General features: G+C 34.8%; 16 protein-coding genes and 1 pseudogene. 3 read left to right on the top strand and 14 right to left on the bottom strand.

Annotation, left to right across the window (positions count from 1 at the left end):
- Window positions 1-13 precede the first annotated feature (13 nt).
- On the bottom strand, window positions 14-3004 hold the full coding sequence (locus B0A67_RS08895) for a SusC/RagA family TonB-linked outer membrane protein (RefSeq protein ID WP_072957742.1): 2991 nt from the start codon (window positions 3002-3004) through the stop codon (window positions 14-16).
- 401 nt (window positions 3005-3405) lie between these two features.
- The gene (locus B0A67_RS08890; RefSeq protein WP_072957745.1) at window positions 3406-3825 is read right to left on the bottom strand and encodes a CBS domain-containing protein; all 420 of its coding nucleotides are present in this window, start codon (window positions 3823-3825) and stop codon (window positions 3406-3408) included.
- Between the two features lie 240 nt (window positions 3826-4065).
- Between B0A67_RS08890 and rbfA the strand changes: the two genes are divergently transcribed.
- The 3 genes from rbfA (at window position 4066) to B0A67_RS08875 (ending at window position 7258) form a co-directional block, all read left to right on the top strand.
- Window positions 4066-4458 (top strand): 30S ribosome-binding factor RbfA, encoded by a 393-nt coding sequence (rbfA, locus tag B0A67_RS08885; RefSeq protein WP_055097718.1) that lies wholly within the window; start codon window positions 4066-4068, stop codon window positions 4456-4458.
- 1 nt (window position 4459) lies between these two features.
- Entirely contained in the window at window positions 4460-5659 is a 1200-nt protein-coding gene (locus B0A67_RS08880; protein ID WP_072957747.1) for an ABC transporter permease, read from the top strand.
- 171 nt (window positions 5660-5830) lie between these two features.
- A complete protein-coding gene (locus B0A67_RS08875; protein WP_072957751.1) occupies window positions 5831-7258 on the top strand; it encodes an MATE family efflux transporter in 1428 nt (475 codons plus the stop codon).
- 108 nt (window positions 7259-7366) lie between these two features.
- On the opposite strand, the gene dusB is transcribed toward B0A67_RS08875, so the two are convergent.
- The 12 genes and pseudogenes from dusB to B0A67_RS08815 form a co-directional block, all read right to left on the bottom strand.
- A complete protein-coding gene (dusB, locus tag B0A67_RS08870; RefSeq protein WP_072957755.1) occupies window positions 7367-8359 on the bottom strand; it encodes a tRNA dihydrouridine synthase DusB in 993 nt (330 codons plus the stop codon).
- Window positions 8360-8536: 177 nt separating this feature from the next.
- Entirely contained in the window at window positions 8537-9835 is a 1299-nt protein-coding gene (locus B0A67_RS08865; RefSeq protein ID WP_072957758.1) for a phenylacetate--CoA ligase family protein, read from the bottom strand.
- The gene (locus B0A67_RS08860) at window positions 9832-11499 is read right to left on the bottom strand and encodes a C45 family autoproteolytic acyltransferase/hydolase (protein WP_072957760.1); all 1668 of its coding nucleotides are present in this window, start codon (window positions 11497-11499) and stop codon (window positions 9832-9834) included. The genes B0A67_RS08865 and B0A67_RS08860 overlap by 4 nt, the downstream gene beginning before the upstream one ends.
- A 27-nt stretch (window positions 11500-11526) precedes the next feature.
- Window positions 11527-12081, bottom strand: coding sequence for a protein adenylyltransferase Fic (gene fic, locus B0A67_RS08855; RefSeq protein WP_072957763.1), 555 nt, complete (start codon window positions 12079-12081; stop codon window positions 11527-11529).
- Window positions 12082-12179: 98 nt separating this feature from the next.
- A complete protein-coding gene (locus B0A67_RS08850; RefSeq protein ID WP_072957766.1) occupies window positions 12180-13700 on the bottom strand; it encodes a phytoene desaturase family protein in 1521 nt (506 codons plus the stop codon).
- Window position 13701: 1 nt separating this feature from the next.
- Window positions 13702-17382, bottom strand: coding sequence for a 1-acyl-sn-glycerol-3-phosphate acyltransferase (locus B0A67_RS08845; RefSeq protein WP_072957770.1), 3681 nt, complete (start codon window positions 17380-17382; stop codon window positions 13702-13704).
- Between the two features lie 170 nt (window positions 17383-17552).
- On the bottom strand, window positions 17553-18740 hold the full coding sequence (locus B0A67_RS08840) for a DUF2062 domain-containing protein (RefSeq protein ID WP_072957773.1): 1188 nt from the start codon (window positions 18738-18740) through the stop codon (window positions 17553-17555).
- 19 nt (window positions 18741-18759) lie between these two features.
- The gene (locus B0A67_RS08835; RefSeq protein WP_072957776.1) at window positions 18760-19245 is read right to left on the bottom strand and encodes a hypothetical protein; all 486 of its coding nucleotides are present in this window, start codon (window positions 19243-19245) and stop codon (window positions 18760-18762) included.
- Window positions 19246-19247: 2 nt separating this feature from the next.
- On the bottom strand, window positions 19248-19619 hold the full coding sequence (locus B0A67_RS08830) for a hotdog family protein (RefSeq protein WP_072957778.1): 372 nt from the start codon (window positions 19617-19619) through the stop codon (window positions 19248-19250).
- A gap of 12 nt (window positions 19620-19631) precedes the next feature.
- A pseudogene (locus tag B0A67_RS25465) lies at window positions 19632-19811 on the bottom strand (outer membrane beta-barrel protein); the annotation flags it as partial.
- Window positions 19748-20173, bottom strand: coding sequence for a polysaccharide deacetylase family protein (locus B0A67_RS08820; RefSeq protein WP_084074497.1), 426 nt, complete (start codon window positions 20171-20173; stop codon window positions 19748-19750). The pseudogene B0A67_RS25465 and the gene B0A67_RS08820, both read right to left, overlap by 64 nt.
- Window positions 20170-21231, bottom strand: a complete 1062-nt coding sequence (locus B0A67_RS08815; protein ID WP_072957781.1) for a beta-ketoacyl synthase N-terminal-like domain-containing protein — start codon at window positions 21229-21231, stop codon at window positions 20170-20172. The genes B0A67_RS08820 and B0A67_RS08815 overlap by 4 nt, the downstream gene beginning before the upstream one ends.
- Window positions 21232-21238: the final 7 nt, after the last annotated feature.

Here is a 21238-nt window from a genome sequence, read left to right as displayed (position 1 = left end):
TAGATTTTTAGAATTAAAACTTCGCGCTAAAACCAACAAGCATCGTTTTTACATATGGCGAGTTTACACTGCCGCTTTCAGGATTGTAACCTCTGTGATTGGCAATATTGATGTAGTTTTGCGCATTTACATAAACATTTAATTGTTTGATCCAATCGCTGTGTTTAATTACCTTCGACAAGTTATAGGCTAATTTGATGTTTTTAATTACAAAATAATTCCAATCCCCATTGGTACGATTAGAAAGATATACTTCTTGTGCACCTGCTCTTGGGAAATTTCCATTGGTATTGGTTGGACTCCACATTCTGTCATAAGCATATTGGGTTGGAATGTAGTTTCTGTTCTGAATTTGATTTTCACCAAAAATCATGTAATTATTATCCTCATCAGAGGCCAAACCAGTTGCACCTTGTCCGTAAATATCCAGCGTCATGTTTTTATAACTCAGATTAGTTGAAACTCCGTAGAAGAAATCCGGAGAAGTAGAACCTATATTGCTATAGTCATCGTTGTTAATGATTTTATCCCCGTTTTTATCAACATACATTTCTTCTCCCAATTTTGCTGTTGGGCGAATTTGCTGATAAGCAGTTAATTGTTCCTGTGTTTTGATAATTCCGGCAGATTCTCGCGCCCAAACACTATTTACAGGCTGACCTACAATTAGGTATTTGGCAATTCCGGCAGACGAACTTCCAATGTTAATACGTTGCACATCACCATATAAACTTACAATCTCGTTTTTGTTTTTAGAGAAATTGGTACTTACATCCCATTTAAAATCAGAATCAATAATTTGCACTTTTGCTGTAACTTCAAAACCAACATTTTTAACCTCACCAATATTTTGCAGCATACTCGAATATCCGGAAGTCGTAGGAATAGGCACGTTGTATAACAAATCAGAAGTTTGTCTTTGATAAAAATCTAAATTCAGATCAAATCTGTTCCATAAAGTAAGGTCAATTCCAACATTGTACTGAATGTTGCGTTCCCATTTTAAATCCGGATTCCCAATCGTTTCCACAAATCCGAAAATAGGATTGTTTTCATACACATAATTTGCTTTTACCAGTTTAGACAGTGATTGATAATTACCAATTTCCTGATTTCCGGTAACACCATAACTGGCTCTTAGTTTCAATGCCGTTATTGTAGTATTATCTTTTAAGAATTTTTCTTTATCAATTCTCCAGCCCAATCCAACAGAAGGGAAAAATCCCCATTTATTATTATTCCCAAACCGGGACGATCCATCATAACGGCCAGTTAATGTAATCAGGTATTTTTCGTCGTATGCATAAGATGTTCGGGCAGTCCATGAAATTAGTTTGCTTGAATATTTGTTAGAAGAATTTGTGATACTTCCTCTGTCTGCATACGTAATATCATTTGCTCCCGTAGCATCATTTAGGAAACCGGATCCTCTAACACCCAAATCTTCATATACATATTCCTGCCATGAATATACGCCTGTAGCCGTAAAACTGTGTTTGTCATTCCAGGTATTAGAATAGCTTAAGATATTATCTGTTAACTGAGAAGTTTGTCTCCTGTAATATTGAGATCCTGTACCGGTACTTCCGGATCCTATTCCTGCAGTTGATTTTGAAGTATAATATTCATACTGTTTTTCATTAGAAATATCGACACCAAAATTGGTATTAAAAGTCACATTTTTCATTGGTTTAAAATGAGCATATACATCGCCCAAAACACGATCAGAAGAGGTTTCATTTGTCATTTCTGCTGCCTCTGAAACAGGATTCCATGTACCTTCAAAGTAAGAACTCACAGACGGATCTTCAGTGGCATAATGCCAGCTTCCGTCAGGATTTTTTACCGGTATTGTTGGCCATCCGTATCGAAAGATGTCTCCGGTAGGGTTATTGCGAATGTCTCTTTGCGAGCGGCCAACCTGTAAATGTGTCCCTACGGTAAGCCATGGTTTGTACTCATGGTTCAGGTTTGTTCTAAGCGTCATTTTTTTGAATCCCGAAGCCTCTACAATTCCGTCTTGAGAAAAAATGTTTCCCGAAAGCAGGTAAGTTGTATTGTCTTTTCCGCCACTGAAAGACAGAGAGTAATTTTGCATTTGAGCCATATTTTTAATGACTTGGTCCTGCCAGTTTACATTGGTATTTGGAGCAGGATTTGTAGCTGAGTAAACCGGTTTTCCTGTTGAGTACGTATAAGCATCATTGATAAAACTGATAAAGTTATCCCTGCTTAGCGTTTTAGGCATTCGTGTAGGTGTAGAAATACCGCTTGTACCCACAATCTCTAAATTGTTTTGCCCTTTTTTTCCTTTTTTTGTGGTAATCAGGATCACACCATTTGCCCCTCTCGAGCCATATATTGCGGCAGAGGATGCATCTTTAAGAATCTCCATTGATTCGATGTCATTAGAACTGATGTCGTTTAAGTTGCTGTTGACCAACGGAAAACCATCTACAACAATCAAAGGATCATTACCCGCACTGACAGAACCATTACCACGGATTCTTATTTTTGGAGAAGCGCCTGGCGAAGAATCGTTGTTAAGAACCGCAACCCCGGCGGCTCTGCCCTGAACAGCTTCAAGAGGATTCGAACTTGTGACAGTGTTCAGTACATCGCCTTTAATTTGAGTTATAGAACCCGTCAGGTCACTCTTTTTCATCGTTCCGTAACCAACGACGACAACTTCCTTAAGTTCTGAAATTTCGTCAGCCAGAATGATATCAATAGTAGAAGATTGAGCAACGGTTTTCTCGATAGTCTGTGAACCTGTAGAACTAAAAATTAAAATGCTTCCCGTATTGGCACTTATGGAATATTTTCCATCAAAATCTGAGATCGTACTTACTTGGGATCCCTTAATGATGATATTTGCTCCCGGAATTGGAACTCCGTTTGAATCGGTTATTGATCCCGTTACCATTTTGTTTTGCGCAAGACCAGTCCAGTGCATTAAAATGGAAAAGATCAAAATAATCAAATGATTAATTTTGGTTTTCATAAATATAATTTTGGTTAGTTATAGTGAACTAACTTATTTATATCCTGATCCCTTTGTATCCTGTTCTATCCTGCTAATTATGAAGTGTATAGCCGTTTTTTAGTGAGATTAAGCCAATAATTTTCTTTGAATGGTTGATTTACTGCTTTTTAAGTTCGTTATCGTTTACTCCTATTTTTTATAAAAAAAATGAGTAATTTGTATAAAAATGAGTTTTTATTATCAATATTAAATTTATTTAATACGCATTTAAAGTAGTTTTGTTTTGTAATTATAGTATATAAAGTATTAATATTTTGATTAATTTGTTGTAGGCCTGCTTTAAAATAGAGAAATATGATACTATAACTCATAAAAAAGGAGCCTGACTAGCTCCCTTTTTTTATAATTGATTCATGAATTTAATCATATTGTTCTAAGAAATATTTCAAAACATCTGTTGTCGTTACAATACCTTTAAGTTCTCCATTATCAACTACCGGAAGCGCATGAAATTCTTCTTTCGCAAAAATTTCTGCAAGGTCCCTTATAATCGTATCAGAGGATACTGTTTTTGGTTTCGATGTCATTACCTGAGCAATGGTCAACATGTCGAGAATAGCTTCATCAGCTCCTTCCTGGCCTTCGAATAAAGCACCAAAAGTCAATCTGTTGATATCAGATCTGCTAATAATACCAACGACATCTTTACCCCGAACAATTGGAATGTGGCGAATGGTGTGTTTCTTCAACGTTTCGACTACTTTTCTTAAGTCGTCATTTTCATTTACAGTAACAACACCTTTAGTCATTATATGACTGATTGGTTCTCTTTTTTTCATAATAGATCAGGTTTTAAAGTTTAATCAAATATGTAAAATATTTCTCATAAAAAACATGATTTTTGTCATGTTGCGGATAGTGTTTGCTTCAGCTGTAAAAACCTTATTTTTTATGTTTTTACCCAAATAAAGTCTCAAAATTGTAACTTTATAAAAGATAAAACAGATAAGAATATAAAAATCATTCTATTGTTCATTTGAAATTGTATCGATTGAAATTTAAAATAGTATTTTTGCAGTATGGAAACAAATAGACAGAAAAAAATAGGCGGTGTCATCCAGAAAGATTTGGTTGATATTTTGCAAGGTGAAGTGAGAAAAAATGGAATTAGTAATTTGGTAATTTCAGTATCCAAAGTTAGTGTTACTTCAGATTTATCTGTGGCAACAGTTTATTTAAGCATTTTTCCTCAGGACAAAGCCAAAGAAACTTTAGAAGGTATAAAATCAAATTCAACTCTAATTAAACACGATTTGTCACAACGTGTTCGTTTGCAATTGCGTCGTGTACCTAATTTGGTATTCTTTATCGACGACTCTTTAGATTATATCGAAAAAATTGATAATGCTTTATCAAACAGAGAAAACCCAATTGAAAACCGTGATCTTTTAGAAAAAAGAAGAAAATCATAAGTTGAATTTCCCCCTTTACATAGCCAAACGTTATATTTTTAGCAGAAGTAAAAACAACGCTATCAATATTATTAATCGCATTGCCAGCATTGGAATTATTGTTGGCACAATGGCTTTGTTTGTGGTTTTGTCGGTTTTTAGCGGACTAAAAGTATTTAGTCTTTCGTTTACAAACGAAATAGATCCCGATCTGAAAATTACCAGTACTTACGGAAAATCATTTTTGATTACGCCAGAGCAGGAAAATCAGATTAAAAAAATTGAAGGAGTTGTTTTATACACTAAAGTTATCGAAGAACGTGTTTTATTCGTCTTCAAAGACAAACAACAGGTAACCTACTTAAAAGGTGTTGACAAAAATTATCCGGTAGTTAATGATATAAAGAAAAGGCTTTTTAACGGAGATTGGCTGAAACCGGATACGTATCAGGTGGTTATTGGTTATGGAATTTCAAGAGATTTTTCTTTAGGGATATTAGATTTCGAAAATCCTTTACAGGTATTTGCGCCTAAACCCGGAAAAGGAGCAATCGAAAATCCCGAAGAAGCTTTTAATAAAACAGACGTTTTACCAGTTGGAACCTATTCGATCAGCGAAGATTTAGATTCAAAATTTGTGTTTGCAGATTTGGGTCTGGCGCAGGAATTACTGATGTACAAGCACAATCAAATCTCAGGACTTGAGTTTGATCTGAAAAATAACGCAGATGAAAATGCAATAGGTGCTAAACTAAAAACAATTTTCAATAATAAGATCACAATAAAAAACAGGGCACAACTTAATGAGTCCTTGTACAAAATGCTTAACACTGAAAATATAGTGGTTTACCTGATCTTTACTTTGGTCATTATTGTAGCCCTTTTTAATTTGGTTGGTGCTCTGATTATGATGATTCTGGAAAAGAAAGGAAACTTAAAAACTCTTTTTAATCTTGGAACTGAAATCAATAGTTTGCGAAAAATATTCCTGCTTCAGGGAACGATACTAAGTGTTTTTGGAGGTATAACAGGTCTTGTTCTCGGGATTATTCTAGTGCTGTTACAACAGCATTATGAATTTATTATGCTGACCCCAACCTTAGCATATCCCGTAGTTTTTACTCTTGAAAACGTAGTTATTGTTATGGGAACCATTGTATCACTTGGTTTTATGGCTTCTTTAATTGCCAGTAGCCGTGTTAGTAAAAAGTTGCTGGATTAATATTTTCTCTTAAAAAATATTACTTATATTTATCCTCTTAAAAAACTACAGTTTATGATTGTTTCTGCCTAATCCTATTTTATTTTTTTGAATAATTAGGATACTTACGTTTATTTTCTTGAGTCCAGATCTTTGCATCCGGACTAATTTTATCATTTATCCTAATACATCATGACAGAAACAACTATACAGAAAGGTTTATTTTCTAAAATTTTCACCACACTAAAACAAGCGATCAAAGGAGATGAATCTTTTGATTATACGGCAGGCAGTATCAAAAAAGCAGTTATTCTATTAGCCATTCCGATGGTTTTAGAAATGATGATGGAATCTGTTTTTGCGTTGGTTGATTTGTATTTCGTCGGGCATTTAGAGCACAGTAGTTTTGCGATCCAAACAGTTGGTTTGACAGAATCTGTATTAGCCATTATATATTCAGTTGCCATTGGAATGAGTATGGCTGCGACAGCAGTTGTAGCAAGGCGTATTGGCGAAAAAGATCCTGTAGCTGCTGCAAAGGCAGGAATGCAGGCTATCATTATCGCATTTCTCATTATAAGCATAATTAGTATTTTGGGCGTTATTTATGCCAAAGAAATCCTGATTCTAATGGGAGCATCTGTAGCAGCCGCAGAACATGGATATATCTTTACACAGATTATGATTGGTTCTAGTTTGTGTATCATGCTTTTATTTTTGATCAACGGAATATTTCGTGGAGCCGGAAATGCAGCAATTGCTATGAAAAGTCTTTGGCTGGCAAATATCTGTAATATCATTTTATGTCCGGTATTAATCAACGGATTTGGACCAATTCCGGCTTTTGGATTAACCGGTGCTGCAATTGCGACTACTTTAGGAAGAAGCATTGGAGTATTATATCAGGTGTATCATTTGTTTTTTGGAAATGGTGTTTTGAAAATTAAAATTTCCTATTTCGTTCCCGATTTTGATCAGATAAAAGCATTAGTAAAAATTGCTGCTCCGGGGATTTTACAATTTGTAATCGCTTCCTGCAGCTGGATTTTTCTGGCGCAGCTAGTAGCAACAACCGGAGGCGATCACGGTTCTGCGGGTTATCAGACAGCACTTAGAATTATGATGTTTTTTATTCTTCCGGCTTGGGGATTAAGTAATGCAGCAGCAACTTTGGTAGGACAAAATCTGGGAGCCAAACAAATTGATCGTGCCGAAAAATCAGTGTATACCACTGCGAGATACAACGTCATTTTTATGGCCACCATTATGATAATCACATTATGTTTTGGTCAGTACATCATCTCGTTTTTTACTAATGATGAATTGGTAAAAACAATCGCGGTCGAAGCTTTACAAATCATGAGTATCGGATTCATCTTTTACGGAATCGGAATGGTTTTGATCAATACTTTTAATGGAGCAGGAGATACCTGGACACCAACCGGAATTAATTTCTTTGGTTTTTGGCTGTTCCAAATTCCGTTAGCGTATGTATTGGCGAAACATTTTAATATGGGACCAACGGGTGTTTTCATAGCAATTCCTGTTGCTGAAACAGCGATTACTCTGGCAGGTATTTTCTTTTACAAAAGAGGAAAATGGAAACGTATTGAAGTATAGTTTATAATAAAAATAAAGACCTTCAAAATTGAAGGTCTTTATTGTATCTCCTTGAGAAGCTCGACAAAGATTGGGGTTATTTTGTTTAAAACTAAAGATTCTTATATTCTAAACAAATTCATATCCTGCATAAACCTGTTCAATTTCTTTCATAATGGCAAACAAATTTTCAGGTTCATCAGTCGTAACCAGTTTTTGTTTGTATTCTTTAAACGAATGGATCCCTTTAAAATAATTGGTATAATGACGGCGCATTTCAACAATTCCCAAGCGTTCACCTTTCCATTCCATCGACCACATTAAATGGTTTCTCGCAGCTTCTACACGATCAGCAACTGTTGGAGCAGGCAAGTGTTCTCCGGTTTTAAAATAATGTTTGATTTCGTCAAAAATCCACGGATAACCAATTGCGGCACGACCAATCATGATACCGTCGATACCGTATTCGTTTTTATATTTTAATGCTTTTTCCGGACTGTCGATATCGCCATTTCCAAAAATAGGCATTGTGATTCTTGGATTGTTCTTTACACGTGCAATGTGCGACCAGTCGGCGTGGCCTTTGTACATTTGTGCGCGGGTTCTGGCGTGAATTGTCAAAGCCTGAACACCAATATCCTGAAGCCTTTCAGCCACTTCATCAATGTTGATTGAGTTATCATCCCAGCCCAAACGCGTTTTTACAGTAACCGGTAAATCTGTACTTCTGATAACCGCTTTTGTCAAACGTACCATCAAATCTACATCTTTCAAAACTCCGGCTCCGGCACCTTTACAAACTACTTTTTTTACCGGACAACCAAAATTAATATCCACTAAATCAGGTTTTACAGTAGAAACAATTTTAGACGAAAGCGCCATTGCCTCTTCATCACCACCAAAAATCTGAATTCCAACCGGACGTTCGTAATCAAAAATATCCAGCTTCATTCTGCTTTTGATCGCATCACGAATCAATCCTTCAGATGAAATAAATTCAGAATACATCATGTCAGCACCGTGCGTTTTGCATAATCTGCGAAACGGCGGATCGCTCACATCTTCCATTGGTGCGAGTAATAAAGGAAATTCGGGTAATTCTATGTTGCCAATCTTGACCATCTTCAATATTTTGTGCAAAATTACAACATTTAGTTTAATTTGCGCCAAATTGAGGTTCAAAGGTTCAAAGGGACAAAGCTGCAAAGGTTTTTAAACGATATAAGTTCATTTAATAAAGTGCGCGATTAATACCAACTTTAATATGAACTTATATCACTTATATGGTGAAAAAAAATATTATATAGTTGTTTTTCGGTAGTCAAAAAATCGAATTGGTTTTCGGCTCATTGGGTTAAAAACTAATGGATTCAACGTTTCTTTTGAGGCGAATTCAATCTTTGGCGTTACTCTTAATTTGGCTCTGAAGTGATCTTTGATTTCCTGTAAAAATTCAGCCGATTGATTTTTTGCGGCGATTTTTATCAGGATTTCATCCGTTCCCAAATCGTTGGTGGAAATCTCAATAATATGATTTTCGATATTATCAAAACCACTCAAAACATCGTTCATTGCTGGCGGATAAAGCGTTGTGCCTTTGTATTTGATCATTTGTTTTTTACGTCCCACAACAGGGCCAACACGCAGCGTATTTCTTCCGCAGGCGCAGGGACTGTTGTGTAACTGAACAATATCTCCGGTTTTGAAACGCAATAAAGGCATCGCTTCAATCCCCAAAGTGGTAAAAGTCAATTCGCCAATTTCTCCGTCCTTTACAGGAATATTATTTTCGTCCAGCACTTCAACAATAATCAATTCCGGATGATGATGACCGCCAACTCCATGTTCACATTCTGTAAAAGCAGTGCTCATTTCGGTAGAAGCATAAGTCGAATACAACTTAATATTCCATTTTTCAGTGATTTTATTGGATAAGATATTCATCGAAAAATCCTGATTTCTTAACGATTCCCCAATGCATATTGCACCTTTTATGCTTGAATTATTGTAATCAATTCCGTGTGCTTCAGCATATTCAATTAACTTTAACAAAAATGAAGGAACGGTAATTAAATAAGAAGGTTTGTATTTTAAAATAGAATCCCATTGCAATTCCGGAATTCCGGCTCCAACGCGAATTACGCCTACTTTTAGTTTTCTTAATCCCAGAAAATAAGCCAGTCCGGCCATGAATTTTCTGTCGATTGTAGTCATTAATTGCACTACATCGCCTTCTGCAATTCCGGCGCAGGCAAACGAAATAGCTTCATTATAAGCCAGTCGGTCCAGATCAGAATCCGTTAAGCCAAAAGTTACAGGATCGCCTAAAGTCCCTGAAGTAGAAGCATAGTCGATGATTTTGTTTTGCGGAACACATAAAAAATCATCGTTGTATTCTTGTAAATCTTCCTTCGTTGTTACCGGCAAATATTGTAAATCTTCGAGTGTTTTAATTTTCGAAATATCAATATTCTGTCCTGCAAAAAGACGTTTATAAAAAGGGGAGTTCTGACTGATGTATTGTAAAAGTTCCGCTAATTTCTGCTCTTGAAAATTTTTAATTTGTTCTAAAGAATCTTTTTCTATTAATGGAATCATTGTAATTTTCTTTTGATTTTTTTTAAATACTTTTCAATGGCTGTTTTATCAGGAACAGTTGTGATTTCTTTGGTTAATGCTTTCTCAAAATTAGCCTGAGAAAGCAGGTATTCTTTTTTTTGATAAAAGTACAACCCTGCTTTGTAATACACAACCCAATAATCAGGGTTTAAGGATTGATAGTGTTGAATAAATTCAGGACTAATAACGTCTTTATTTTTTAAATGCGAATCGATTTTATCATCTTCAATCCTAAATTTCTGATAGTTTTTATATTGTATGGTTTCCAGAAAAGGATCTTTGGCAATATTTAAATTTTCCTGTTGGAAAGAAACAATTGATTTCGCTTTCCTTTCTTTAAAAATAGCATCTAAATTATAGCAGACAAATTCGCCTAATTGATACGGATTTGCCGATACCCAAACTAGTTTTTCTTTGGGTTTAAAAATAACTCCGTGATGTGCCATCAATTGGTTCAATGCTTTTTCGTTGCCGTAACCCAGTGCCTTATTTTGTAAACCGTCTTTGTTTCTTAGAATTTCTGAGGCAATTTTAGGATTGATTTTCGGGTTTTCGGCAAAAAGTTCCTGCATTCTTTCAAAGCGATATTCAGAATGACTATTGGTGATTTGCGATTGATTTCGTTTTTCATTTTTTAAATCTTCTCCCTGAAAATGATTCGAACAAAATAACTCATCGCTATTGGGTACTTCATAAACGTCCATTTTTTTAGGGGAAACTTCGATCAGAATGGCCTTGTTATCGTTAGCGCTTCCAACCATAATAGATTCTGAAACAAAGACTTCACTTTTTTTTGCAATGGCAATCGCTTCATCAATGTTTTTAGCGTGTTGTAAAATTTCACGTGTCAGGATCGAAATAGGTGTTTTGGCGATCAACGGAATTTTAGATTTAGAAGCATTAATCGTAACCGTTAAACCTTCTTCATTCATACCGGAAACGGCACCAATCATTCCGGGCCAGGTAACCATCATAAATTGATGACCTTTTTTTGGATTTATAAACGCCACGATTTTATTTTCCGCGAAAGCGTCATTGACATAAAAATCAAAATTACGTCCGAGGATTAAATTTCCGTCTTCAGATTTTTGTCCCCAGGCAGCAAAAGAGGAGCAGCCAACCAAAGCCAGATCTTGCAAAGCATGACCAATATCGTGTGCGCCATGCAAGTATAAACTGCGCTGATATTGCGGTGCAATGTTGTCAAAATCGTGCGACGTATATTGCGAAACGCCAAAAATTTCAGATTGATATTCTTCCGGAACATTCAGGTATAATTTCCGATTGTACCATTTCAGAAAATTCCGAAGCAGCTTCTGTTGAAATTTAGAAGGAACGATATCCTTTATTTTAGAGAAAAAAATATGTTCCTGATTTTTCAAAAGAGAATCCGACAAAGCGCCGGAGTTGAGGCCAATTTCGAGAGGATCCCCTTCAACATACAATTCCCAAATACCTTGTTTGTTTTTTAAAAGTGAATTTTTTCCTGAAACAAAAACACTGTCAGATTGTTTTGTAACAACTGGTTTTGTTGCATTATATTGAGAAATCTCAGGCAGATGACGCATGGATTTTGATGTTCCGCAGGAGGCCAGCATCAATAAAAAACTAAAGAAAGATATTAATTTAATTAGGTTTTTCATATCTATACCTATCCAAGAATAATGGATTCATTCATTGTTATCTTTCTCATAACCTTCATAGTAGTATGACTGTTCGATTCCTTTAAAAATAACTTCTCTATTGTTAACTTCGTCAGTTAGATTTTCCTTTAATAAAGTTCTTAATTCCAAATCGTTAATAGGACTTCTTTCCATTGACTGCAAATAAAGAGTTTTGTCAACGAATTGCCAGTTGACAACTTTATTGAGTTGGTTTTTTAGAATCATATCCAGCCATATTCTCATAGATCTGCCATTACCTTCCATAAAAGGATGAGCAATATTCATCTCAACATATTTAGCGATAATTTCTTCAAAACTGTTTTCTGGCATTTGCTCAATCTTCACTAGAATTTCATTAAGATATAATGCATTTGCAAATCTAAAACCACCTTTTGAAATATTGAGTTTTCTTATTTCTCCGGCAAAATCATATAAAGGATGAAATAGATAATGGTGAATTGCCTTAAGACCTTTGGTTGTGCCAATTTCTATTTTGTCTATATCATTCGATTCAAATAATCGATATGCATTTTCTAAACTGTTCTTGTCAATATTTTTCATAGAGATTTTGTACCAAATTTAAGTCGAAATCAAAATTACAATTTAATTCCTAAAATTGGGAATTTAATGTTTTCGTTTCGGAGTCATGCTCTGATGAATTACATATCAGATGCTTTGTTGATTTTAGTCACTAAATATTCTTTTCCAACAATTTCTGAGCAGGTTACTACCGCTCCAATAGTTACACCCAAAACGCCGTGCATATTAATACTTTGTCCGGTAAGATATAAATTATCCAGTTTGGTCTTAGAAGGAATTAATGTTTTCATCGGATTATTAGAATCCTTAACATAACCATACATATTCCCGTTGTCTCCGCCAATATAATCACGATAGGAGAGTGGTGTCGAGGTATGAACAGATTTTATACAGTTTTTGATACCGGGAAATTTGATCTCAATTTCTTCTAAAAATTTCGCAGCTTTTCGCGATTTAAATTGTTCGTAGCTTTCTCCACGATCGTTTTCTTCAACAGTTGTATTAAAGGTGTCCATCCAGGGAGTAACATCATCATATTTCATGTAAGTTATAAAAGTCATTCCTTCTGCCCATTCTTCCTGTTTTTTTGAGGCATTCATTGACGCCATAAAAGCTTTTGGCCAGGAATTCTCGTCATAGTCGTGAGCGCTCCAGACTTCGCTGCTTTTCTTGAAATGATAATGATTATGATTGATGTATTTGAAAGTCTCCGGTTTGAAAACAACATATAAGCTAAAAGCCGAAATAACACCTTCGAGACTTTGGACCCTGCTGTAAAAGGATTTTCTGAAGTTTTCTTCCCCAGCCATTTTCAGCGTAGTTTTCGGTTCTATATTAGAGATAAAATAAGAACCGGAAACCTTTGTTCCGTCTTTCATATCAACCGAAGTTACTTTTTTGTTTTCAACATTAAAACGGATTACTTCCTTGTATTTATAAAATTCTCCACCGTGTTTTTTGAGCTGTTTCAACAGTTGTTTCGTAATCTGACTTCCGCCATTAATACATCGCCAGGAACTTTGAATATAAGAGTTTACAGAAAGCGCATGCACATAAAACGGTGATTTATCAGCAATACCGGCATACAAAAAATTAGAACCGGCCAATACTGCTTTCAACTTTTCATTCTCAGTGCATTCCTCAATTGTCTGTTTTGCATTGAGTGCCAGAATTTCGTTATCGTATTTTCCTTCCCATTCTAAATTATAGAGCGGAAAAGATTCACAAATTGTTTTTATTTTTTTGCAGTATTCCTCAATATTTGCTTTTTCATCCGGAAAAAAGTTGACTAACTGATTGGCAAAATTATCATAACCCTGTGCATGGGGATATTTGTTTTCATCGTCTTCAAAAGAGATAATATCGAAACCATTTTCATCTAATTTTTTCAGATTAAGATGGTCCATAATGCCCAGATATTTAAAATATTTGTATAAATTCTGCCCTTCTCCTAATCCTCCGATGTAATGAATTCCTGTATCAAAAATGGTTTTATCGCGCACAAAAGTTTGCAGATTCCCGCCATATTGATTGTTTTTTTCGAGCACACAAACGCTGTAGCCTTCTTTGGCCAGAATAATTGCCGAGACTAAACCGCCTAAACCGCTGCCTGTAATTACTACATCGTATTGCTCTTTCATGCTAATTTTTTTTTAATACGATTATAGAATTATCCTCTGAAACAGATTCAAAACCAAGGTTAATTATAGTGTTTTTTAAACCCGGACTATTTATTAAAATAACACAGAAAGTCATCGCAATAATTTTCTCAGGAGCATCTTTATAATTTTCATCAGAAATTAAAACAGCATCATATTGATTTTCTAACGTCAGTTCGAGATTATCCAGATAAGATATTTTTCTCTTTTTAAGGAAATAATTCGTTTTAGCGACTTCACGTTTTTCTTCATCAGAATTGTATGAAACTATTTTTCGCTGTGGTTCCTGCAAGGTCAATAAAACGTCTAATTGCCCGTAATCATTTGACAAGTGCATTATTTTAGCTTTTGCCGAAATATGCTTATTTAGCTGATAATAAGTTTCTAAGTTATGTTGCAAATCATTTTTGACACTATTAATAATCTCAATTTCTTTGTAATCGTAACTATGAATCAGCATTTTTTTGAAATATTCCGGGCCTTCTAATTCCTGACGCACTTTCTGGAATTCGGCTTTGAAATACGTACTTAACAGTTTTGTTCTTTCGGCATAATTTTTTCCGTAAGAAAGATTGTCCGGAGCAATTCTTTCTAAAATAGAAAGCGTAAGGTAACTGTGATGAATGACAAAATCGCCTTTCGGGATTGCTTCTGAAGCACCGTGAATCAAAACAGGAACAATGTCCAGATTAAATTCTTCCGCCAGATAAAAAGCACCTTTATGAAAACGCTTGATCTGATTACTCTCTGATCGTGTTCCTTCCGGAAAAATCATCAGCGAATAGCCTTCTTTTACTTTTTGGCGTAAATGTTCAACACCGCCTTCGATTCCTTCAGAAACCGGATAAAAACCAGCTTTTCTAACCGTACCGCCAAAAATAGGAGAGTTGTACACCCAGTCATTTACTAAAAATATAATTTTAGGACTCAACATTCCCATCGCCAGAATATCGATAAAGGAAGAATGATTGGCAATAATTATCGCAGGTTTTTCGAAATGTTCGTTAAAGTTATTGATGACTTTTTTATGAATAAACGGATTCGAATACAATACTGATTTCATGAATTTTGAAATGCAATAACGGAATGCTTTCATCTTTGTTTTCTCCTTTATCGGAAGAATGGGCATGATGGTGATGCTGAAAAGTGACATCAAAATACCGCCAAGTCCGTAATAGGTAAACGAAATAATACCGTGAATAAAAGTGCGCAGTACAAACGGCGCATTTCCTTTTTTAGCACGATTCGATATAAATAATTTAAACAGAATAGGGTAGAAGATAAACGTAATAATCAGCGCAGCAAAAACCCCAATTAGGGAAACAGAAGAAATAGATCTCAAGGCCGGATGACGTGCAAAAATCATGGCACCAATTCCTAAAATAGTCGTAATAACTGCCAGGATTATAGAAGTTCTGTAAATCGCGATTTCGTTTTTACCGGTGGTATATTCTTTTTGAAGTGCACTTGTCATGAAGATACTAAAATCGACACCATGACCAAAAATCAGTGTACAGACAATCATGCTGAAAATATTCATCTGAATGCCAAAAATCCCCATAATTCCAGCCGTTACAATTCCGGTTAGCGCAATTGGGATACAACTTACGATGACCAGTTCTAATCTTCTGAAAAAGAAAAATAAAATCAGAATTACAGCAACAAAAGAATAATTAACAAGCGAGTTAAAGTCGGTTTTCAGCGTACTGAAAAACGTTTCATTCATTTGCTGACGGTCAATTGCAATAACATTATTTTTTGCTGAAGCCGATTTGACAAAAGCATCTCTTTGTTCCGGTGTAACTTTTACCAAAGTTGAAATGGTGAAGAAACCATTTTTTTCGGTTACAAATTCTTTCAGTTGCAAAGCCTGAACTTTTAGAAAATCTTCTGCCGCAATAGGCTTGAATTTATAATCTAAATGATCATAGAAAGCCGAATATGTTGTGGGTTTAAATCCGAGTTTTGAACCTTCGGAAATTAATTCAGATTCTAAAAGTTGTTTTTTATTGGTGTCCCAAAACGAATTCCATTTGTCGATTTTTTGTTGTTGCTGTTTCTGCGAAAGCATAATTCCGCCAACAGAACTGAAATGTACTATTTTGTTCGTTTGTTTTTCTTTTGATAGATCAGCAAAAAGTTGAGAATTGTTTTGTAAAACTTCCTCCATACTTTTTCCGTATGACGCCACGTAAATGGTTTTCTCCGTGAGACTGGTGCTTTCTTCGAGATCTTTTTCGGCCGCTTTGATTTCCTTTGGAACAAAATTCAATTGCGATAAATCATTATTGAAGCCCACATTATTATAAGTAAAACAACAAATGATGGTGATTAAAACACAAAATCCAATCAGGAATTTATTGTTGTGAAACGAGAAATGAGCGAGTTTATCGATCCAGTTTTTCTTGTGATCAAAATTATTTTCTTTCGGTTTATACAAATGCGGTACAATCAAAAGAGAGAAAAATGCCGAAGCCATAACAATTACAGCGGCAAAAATTCCTAAGTCGTTCAATGCATCAGATTTTACAAAAAGCAGACATAAAAAGGCTACGGCAGTTGTTGAACTACTCATGATTACAGGCATTGTAATGTCTTTGTACAACGTTTTTACGTCGCTGTTGTGTTTGTAATGCGTGAGAATATGTATCGAATAATCGATTGTGATTCCTAATAAAATAGAACCAATTCCGAGAGAAATAGCAGAAATTTGCTCTTTGACAAAATATAAAAAGGCCACGGCAAATAAAGCGCCAAAAACCGTTGGAAGGAAAATGATTAACGGAATAAATATCTTTCGATAGAATAAAATCAAAATCAACATCAGCGTAATCATCGCAATTGTCGTGGTTAAGATAATGTCGCTTTTGATTTGACTCGCATTGGCAACCGCAATCAAAGCCGAACCAAAATAACTAATCGAGGTTTTGCCTTTGAATTTTGTATTTAAATTATCCTGAATCGATTTTAGATTATTGGCAAAAATGGTATTTTTCTCCGTTTCGCTAGAAGGAAGATTTGACGTAATAAAAAGCAACAGTTTCTTTTTGTCTTTGGTCATGACAAAACCATTGTTGAGCGTAAAATCGTCACCAATATTTAATTGCTGTAATTTTTTTAAAGCGATAAAAGAAATCCCTAACGGATCTTGCAGAATAAAATCTTTGGTTACAAATCCCGATGGAGAAATTATCGATTTGTAATTTCCCTGAACCGTTGCCGCAATACTGTCTTTTTGAAGCTTGTTCTGAATCGCAGCATAATCTTTATTCTCCAGAAAAAGCGGTAAATTATTGTAGACAAAATCTATGGTTTCCTGAATGTTTTCTTCATCAATTTTTCCCTGAATTCCGGTAACGTAAGGTTTACAGGATTTGGCCACACTGTCTGAAAAAATAGTGGCCATTTCTTTTAAATCTTCTTCCGTTCCGTTTTTATCCAATTTGAAAATAACGGTGATTTTATCAGCAAAGTTGAGCTGTTTCAACACTTTTGCCGTAACATCTGCCTTATCGTTTGTTGGAATCAATTTGGTAATGTCTTCCTCAAACTTAATTTGTGAAGCAAAATATCCAAAAGCGAATAGCATCAAAATAGCCAATACCACCGATAATTTTTTTCGTCGGTTTACAAACAAGTGAATGGCGTAGAAGTATTGATGCATGGTTATTTTTTAATTTTTGTTGCCACTCCCAATAGCTATCGGGATAAAGGATTAAAATGATTTTTTTTTAGCCACAAATTTCACAAATTAATTCGTGAAAATTTGTGAAATTCGTGGCGAACTGACTCAGGATTTAAAATCAGTTTAATCGTTTAATCTGTGGCAAACTTTTACGTAATTTTTTTATTATTGTTAGAACTAAAAGCGGTTAAAAGTAAATAACTTATTAAGCCAAAAGTCAGTGCCAAAACGGATGCTAAAATAAGACTTCCCACGATATATTGTGTAGCATTTTTTTGAATATCATTAAGCGTTACCGAACTGTCTAAAATTAGAGGCGCATCATTGGAAACAAAGTAACTTCCCATTTTTAAAGAACCGTAAATAACAAAAGGAATAAAAGGGGGAAAACTTACATTCGAGGCCAGATAAGCAATGACTTTATTGAGCCTAAACAAAGCTGCGAAAGTAAAAAGCAAAACAGTTTGAAATCCCCAAAACGGAGAAATTCCGATGAAAATACCCAAAGCAATTGCGGCTGATTTTTTAAAATTAGAATCAGAACTTTCTAAGATATCTTCAAGAAAGAATTTTTTAAAGCCTTTTTTTTTTGCTCTTCTAAAAAAATCTCTGGGTTTGATGTACAACAATGCATTGATAACCAAAACGGTGTTGAGAATGCTGATTCGGGTAAAATCCTTAAACGGTCGGAAATGCGAAACGCGTTCTGCAGGATCATAGAGAATCTGAATCGGAATGTTTTTTACCACAATTCCTTTCCAGGCAGAACGGACAATAACTTCAATTTCGAATTCAAATTTATTGGTATAAAACTGCTTCGGAATCAATTGTAAAGGATACAATCGAAATCCGGATTGGGTATCGTCCAGCTTAATTCCGGTTTCAAACTTAAACCAGAAATTCGAAAATTTATTCCCAAAACTACTTTTCTTAGGTATATTTTCCTGTGTCATATTCCGACTTCCAATCAATAAAGAATTGGGTTCTTTTTGAATCTCAGCAATAAAATTGGGAATATCATCAGCAAAATGCTGACCATCAGAATCGATCGTGATGGCATATTCAAAGTTCATTTCAATTGCTTTTCTAAAACCATTTCGGAGCGCCCTTCCTTTTCCTAAATTTGCAGGATGATGAATTTGGGTAAGCTCCGAATATTGCTTTAAAATTTCATTGGTTGTATCTGTTGAACCATCATTGACAATAATGATATTGTGAGTAAAGTCTAAAATAGAATCCAGCACTTTTTTCAACGTTTTGTGATTGTTGTACGTTGGTACAATAACACAAAAATGAGTTGAATTAAGTAATTCCTGCTGAGATAAAGTTGGTTGCATTTGGGATTTTTTTCTTGACCTACTTTACAAATTGTTTCTCTTTTTCAGAGAAGCTTTTCGATTGTAAAACAAAGTCTTTCAGGTATTCTTTTAAAACACCACTTTGTTCAGCGTAATGATCAGTAATAAACTTCTTGTCTTCTTTGATGTTCTTTTTATAACCGGTAATTCCGGGAACATCTTCCTGAATACTCAATCGAATCATTCTGATTTCAATATTTTTAGGATCACTTTTTAACGTCGCTTCAAGAAGTTTAGCACCTTCTTTAAAACGCGAAATTTTGCTTCCTATCAGGTTTTCAAATTTAGAATCTACCAAAATGGAAGCTGCTTTATAAGCCACTAAAATTTTCTCATCGTTGTTTGAAATTCCGGAAAGTTTCTCTGTAAACTCTTTGGCATTTGATTCTGATTTTGCAACATCAGGATAGATTTTTCGGATCGTAGCCAAATCTGGTGTGTTGGCAAAATTTATCCATAGAAATAATGATAATAGTAATTTCATAGTTATAGTTTTTTATACACATTGCTTAATTTTAAAGCAACGGTGTCGTTAAAATATGTGGTGTTTTTCACCTTTACCAAATCATCTTCTGTGGTTGTTATGTCAAGTTCTAAACGCAATTCCGGATTTGTTTCCGGATTAATCAATGCCATGAATTTTACATTTGTAAGCGTTTGAATCATCAGCGTACTTTTAGTAATTGATTCTGTAAGTTCTTTGATAATCTGAATCATGCAAACACCCGGCATGATTGGGTTTCCTGGAAAATGACCTTTAAAAACCTCATGATTGGCATTAACTAATATACGAATATTATATTTAGCATCTCCTGTTTTTTCTTCTGAAAGTACTTTATAAAAGTCTTTTAAAACCATATTTGTATTTTTTTATTTCGTTTCAAAAGAGTAAGAAATCCCTATTTGAAAATTGATATTAGTATTATAATCACCAAACAAGTAATGACTATTAGAATTATTATGATAGTAATCGCTGTCTAAAACATCTAAAAAACCTTTTTTAAATCTAAATTCAATTGCAAGACCTGAAGGCATTCGATAAGCAATACCTGTTGTCCGTTAGCAATAATTTGTTTTAGGATTTCAGGATGCGCTTCAATATTTTTTCCGATGCAAAAGAAAGTCGCTTTTACGTCGTGTTTTTTTAATAATTCTAAAACTTCTAAAGTAAAAACAGTTGGTCCGTCATCGAAAGTGATAGCGATTTTTTTCTCCGTTTCCAACGGATTATTACAAAATGCTTTGACATGATAATCAGAAGATATTCGGGAAGAACCAACAGCGTTTATTCCCAGCCAAATCAAAACAATTGCGATATACCATGCCCAGCTAATTGCTGTATAAAAGTTCAGAAGAACCAGTAAAAGCAATAAAAAGAGAAAGAATAACGAAATGTTTTTATGCGTTATCATTTTGTGATCAAAGTAAAACTATGATTTTTTCCATTCAATTGATTGTACAATAAAATGGTATTATAAGTTGGTTTTTCAACCGAATTTACTTTTATGATTTCGGGAAGTTCCTGTGTTTTAATAATTTTTGCTGCCATCCATAAAGCAAAAGCAGAAGCAGTATCGTACTCACCGCTCAAATGTTTGTAATACAATTGAGGTGTTGCTGCAAAAGCATTTTCAGCAAGATTTTTATAATAGTTTTCGAAATCTATATTTCCGTCAAAACCTAAAACTAAAGCATCAACATCGGAAATCTCTAAATTATTTGATTTCAGAAATGATTTAATTTCGGCTTCAATTTCGTTTTCTTCGAGGGTATTTATAATGGCAATATCCAGAACTTCGGCATAAGTTGTGTCTTTTCTTTCATTTTCTAAAACAAAAAAACTGGCTCCTTCGCCATAAACAGCACCGCTTGTAGTAGAAGTCAAAACATCATAAGGCGCTTTATCGTCTTCTTTTATACGACCGGAAAGTTTAAAAAGTGCGGTTGTATAATCACCATTTTCGTCAACTCCACCAATTAAAACTGATTGGGCTTCTTCTTCCTCGATTTGCATTTTAGCATCTAAAAGTGCCGATTCAAAAGAAACAGCGCCATTTACATACGTAAAATTATAACCTTTGCATTGCTGCAACAAGGCGATTTGCGCACCAACGGTATTGTGAGTCGACTGAATAAAAGAAGTTGGTGTTAAAAACTCTTCGTTATTATCCAGGATACTTTTCAGGAATTTTTCAGAATCTTCGATGCATCCTAAACCGGTTCCGGTAATGATAGCATCTACTTTTTCGACATTGGCATCTTTCATGGCTAAAGCCGAAGCAACGATTCCGTTTTTTACGCCTTTCGCCATTCTTCTGCTGGCGGCTGGTGAAATGTATTCTTTGTAAACGGGCGGAACGATTGCCAGTACATTTTGATCATGATTGACAATAGCTTCTTCTAAAAAAACAGTATCAAATGTTTTTTGAGTCGAAATACAGCCTACTCCATTTATATATGTTTTTTTCATGCGAAGA

It is taken from the genome of Flavobacterium aquidurense (assembly GCF_002217195.1).
In the GTDB taxonomy this organism is placed as follows: Bacteria; Bacteroidota; Bacteroidia; order Flavobacteriales; family Flavobacteriaceae; genus Flavobacterium; species Flavobacterium frigidimaris.
This window is presented reverse-complemented; position numbering and strand designations above follow the sequence as displayed.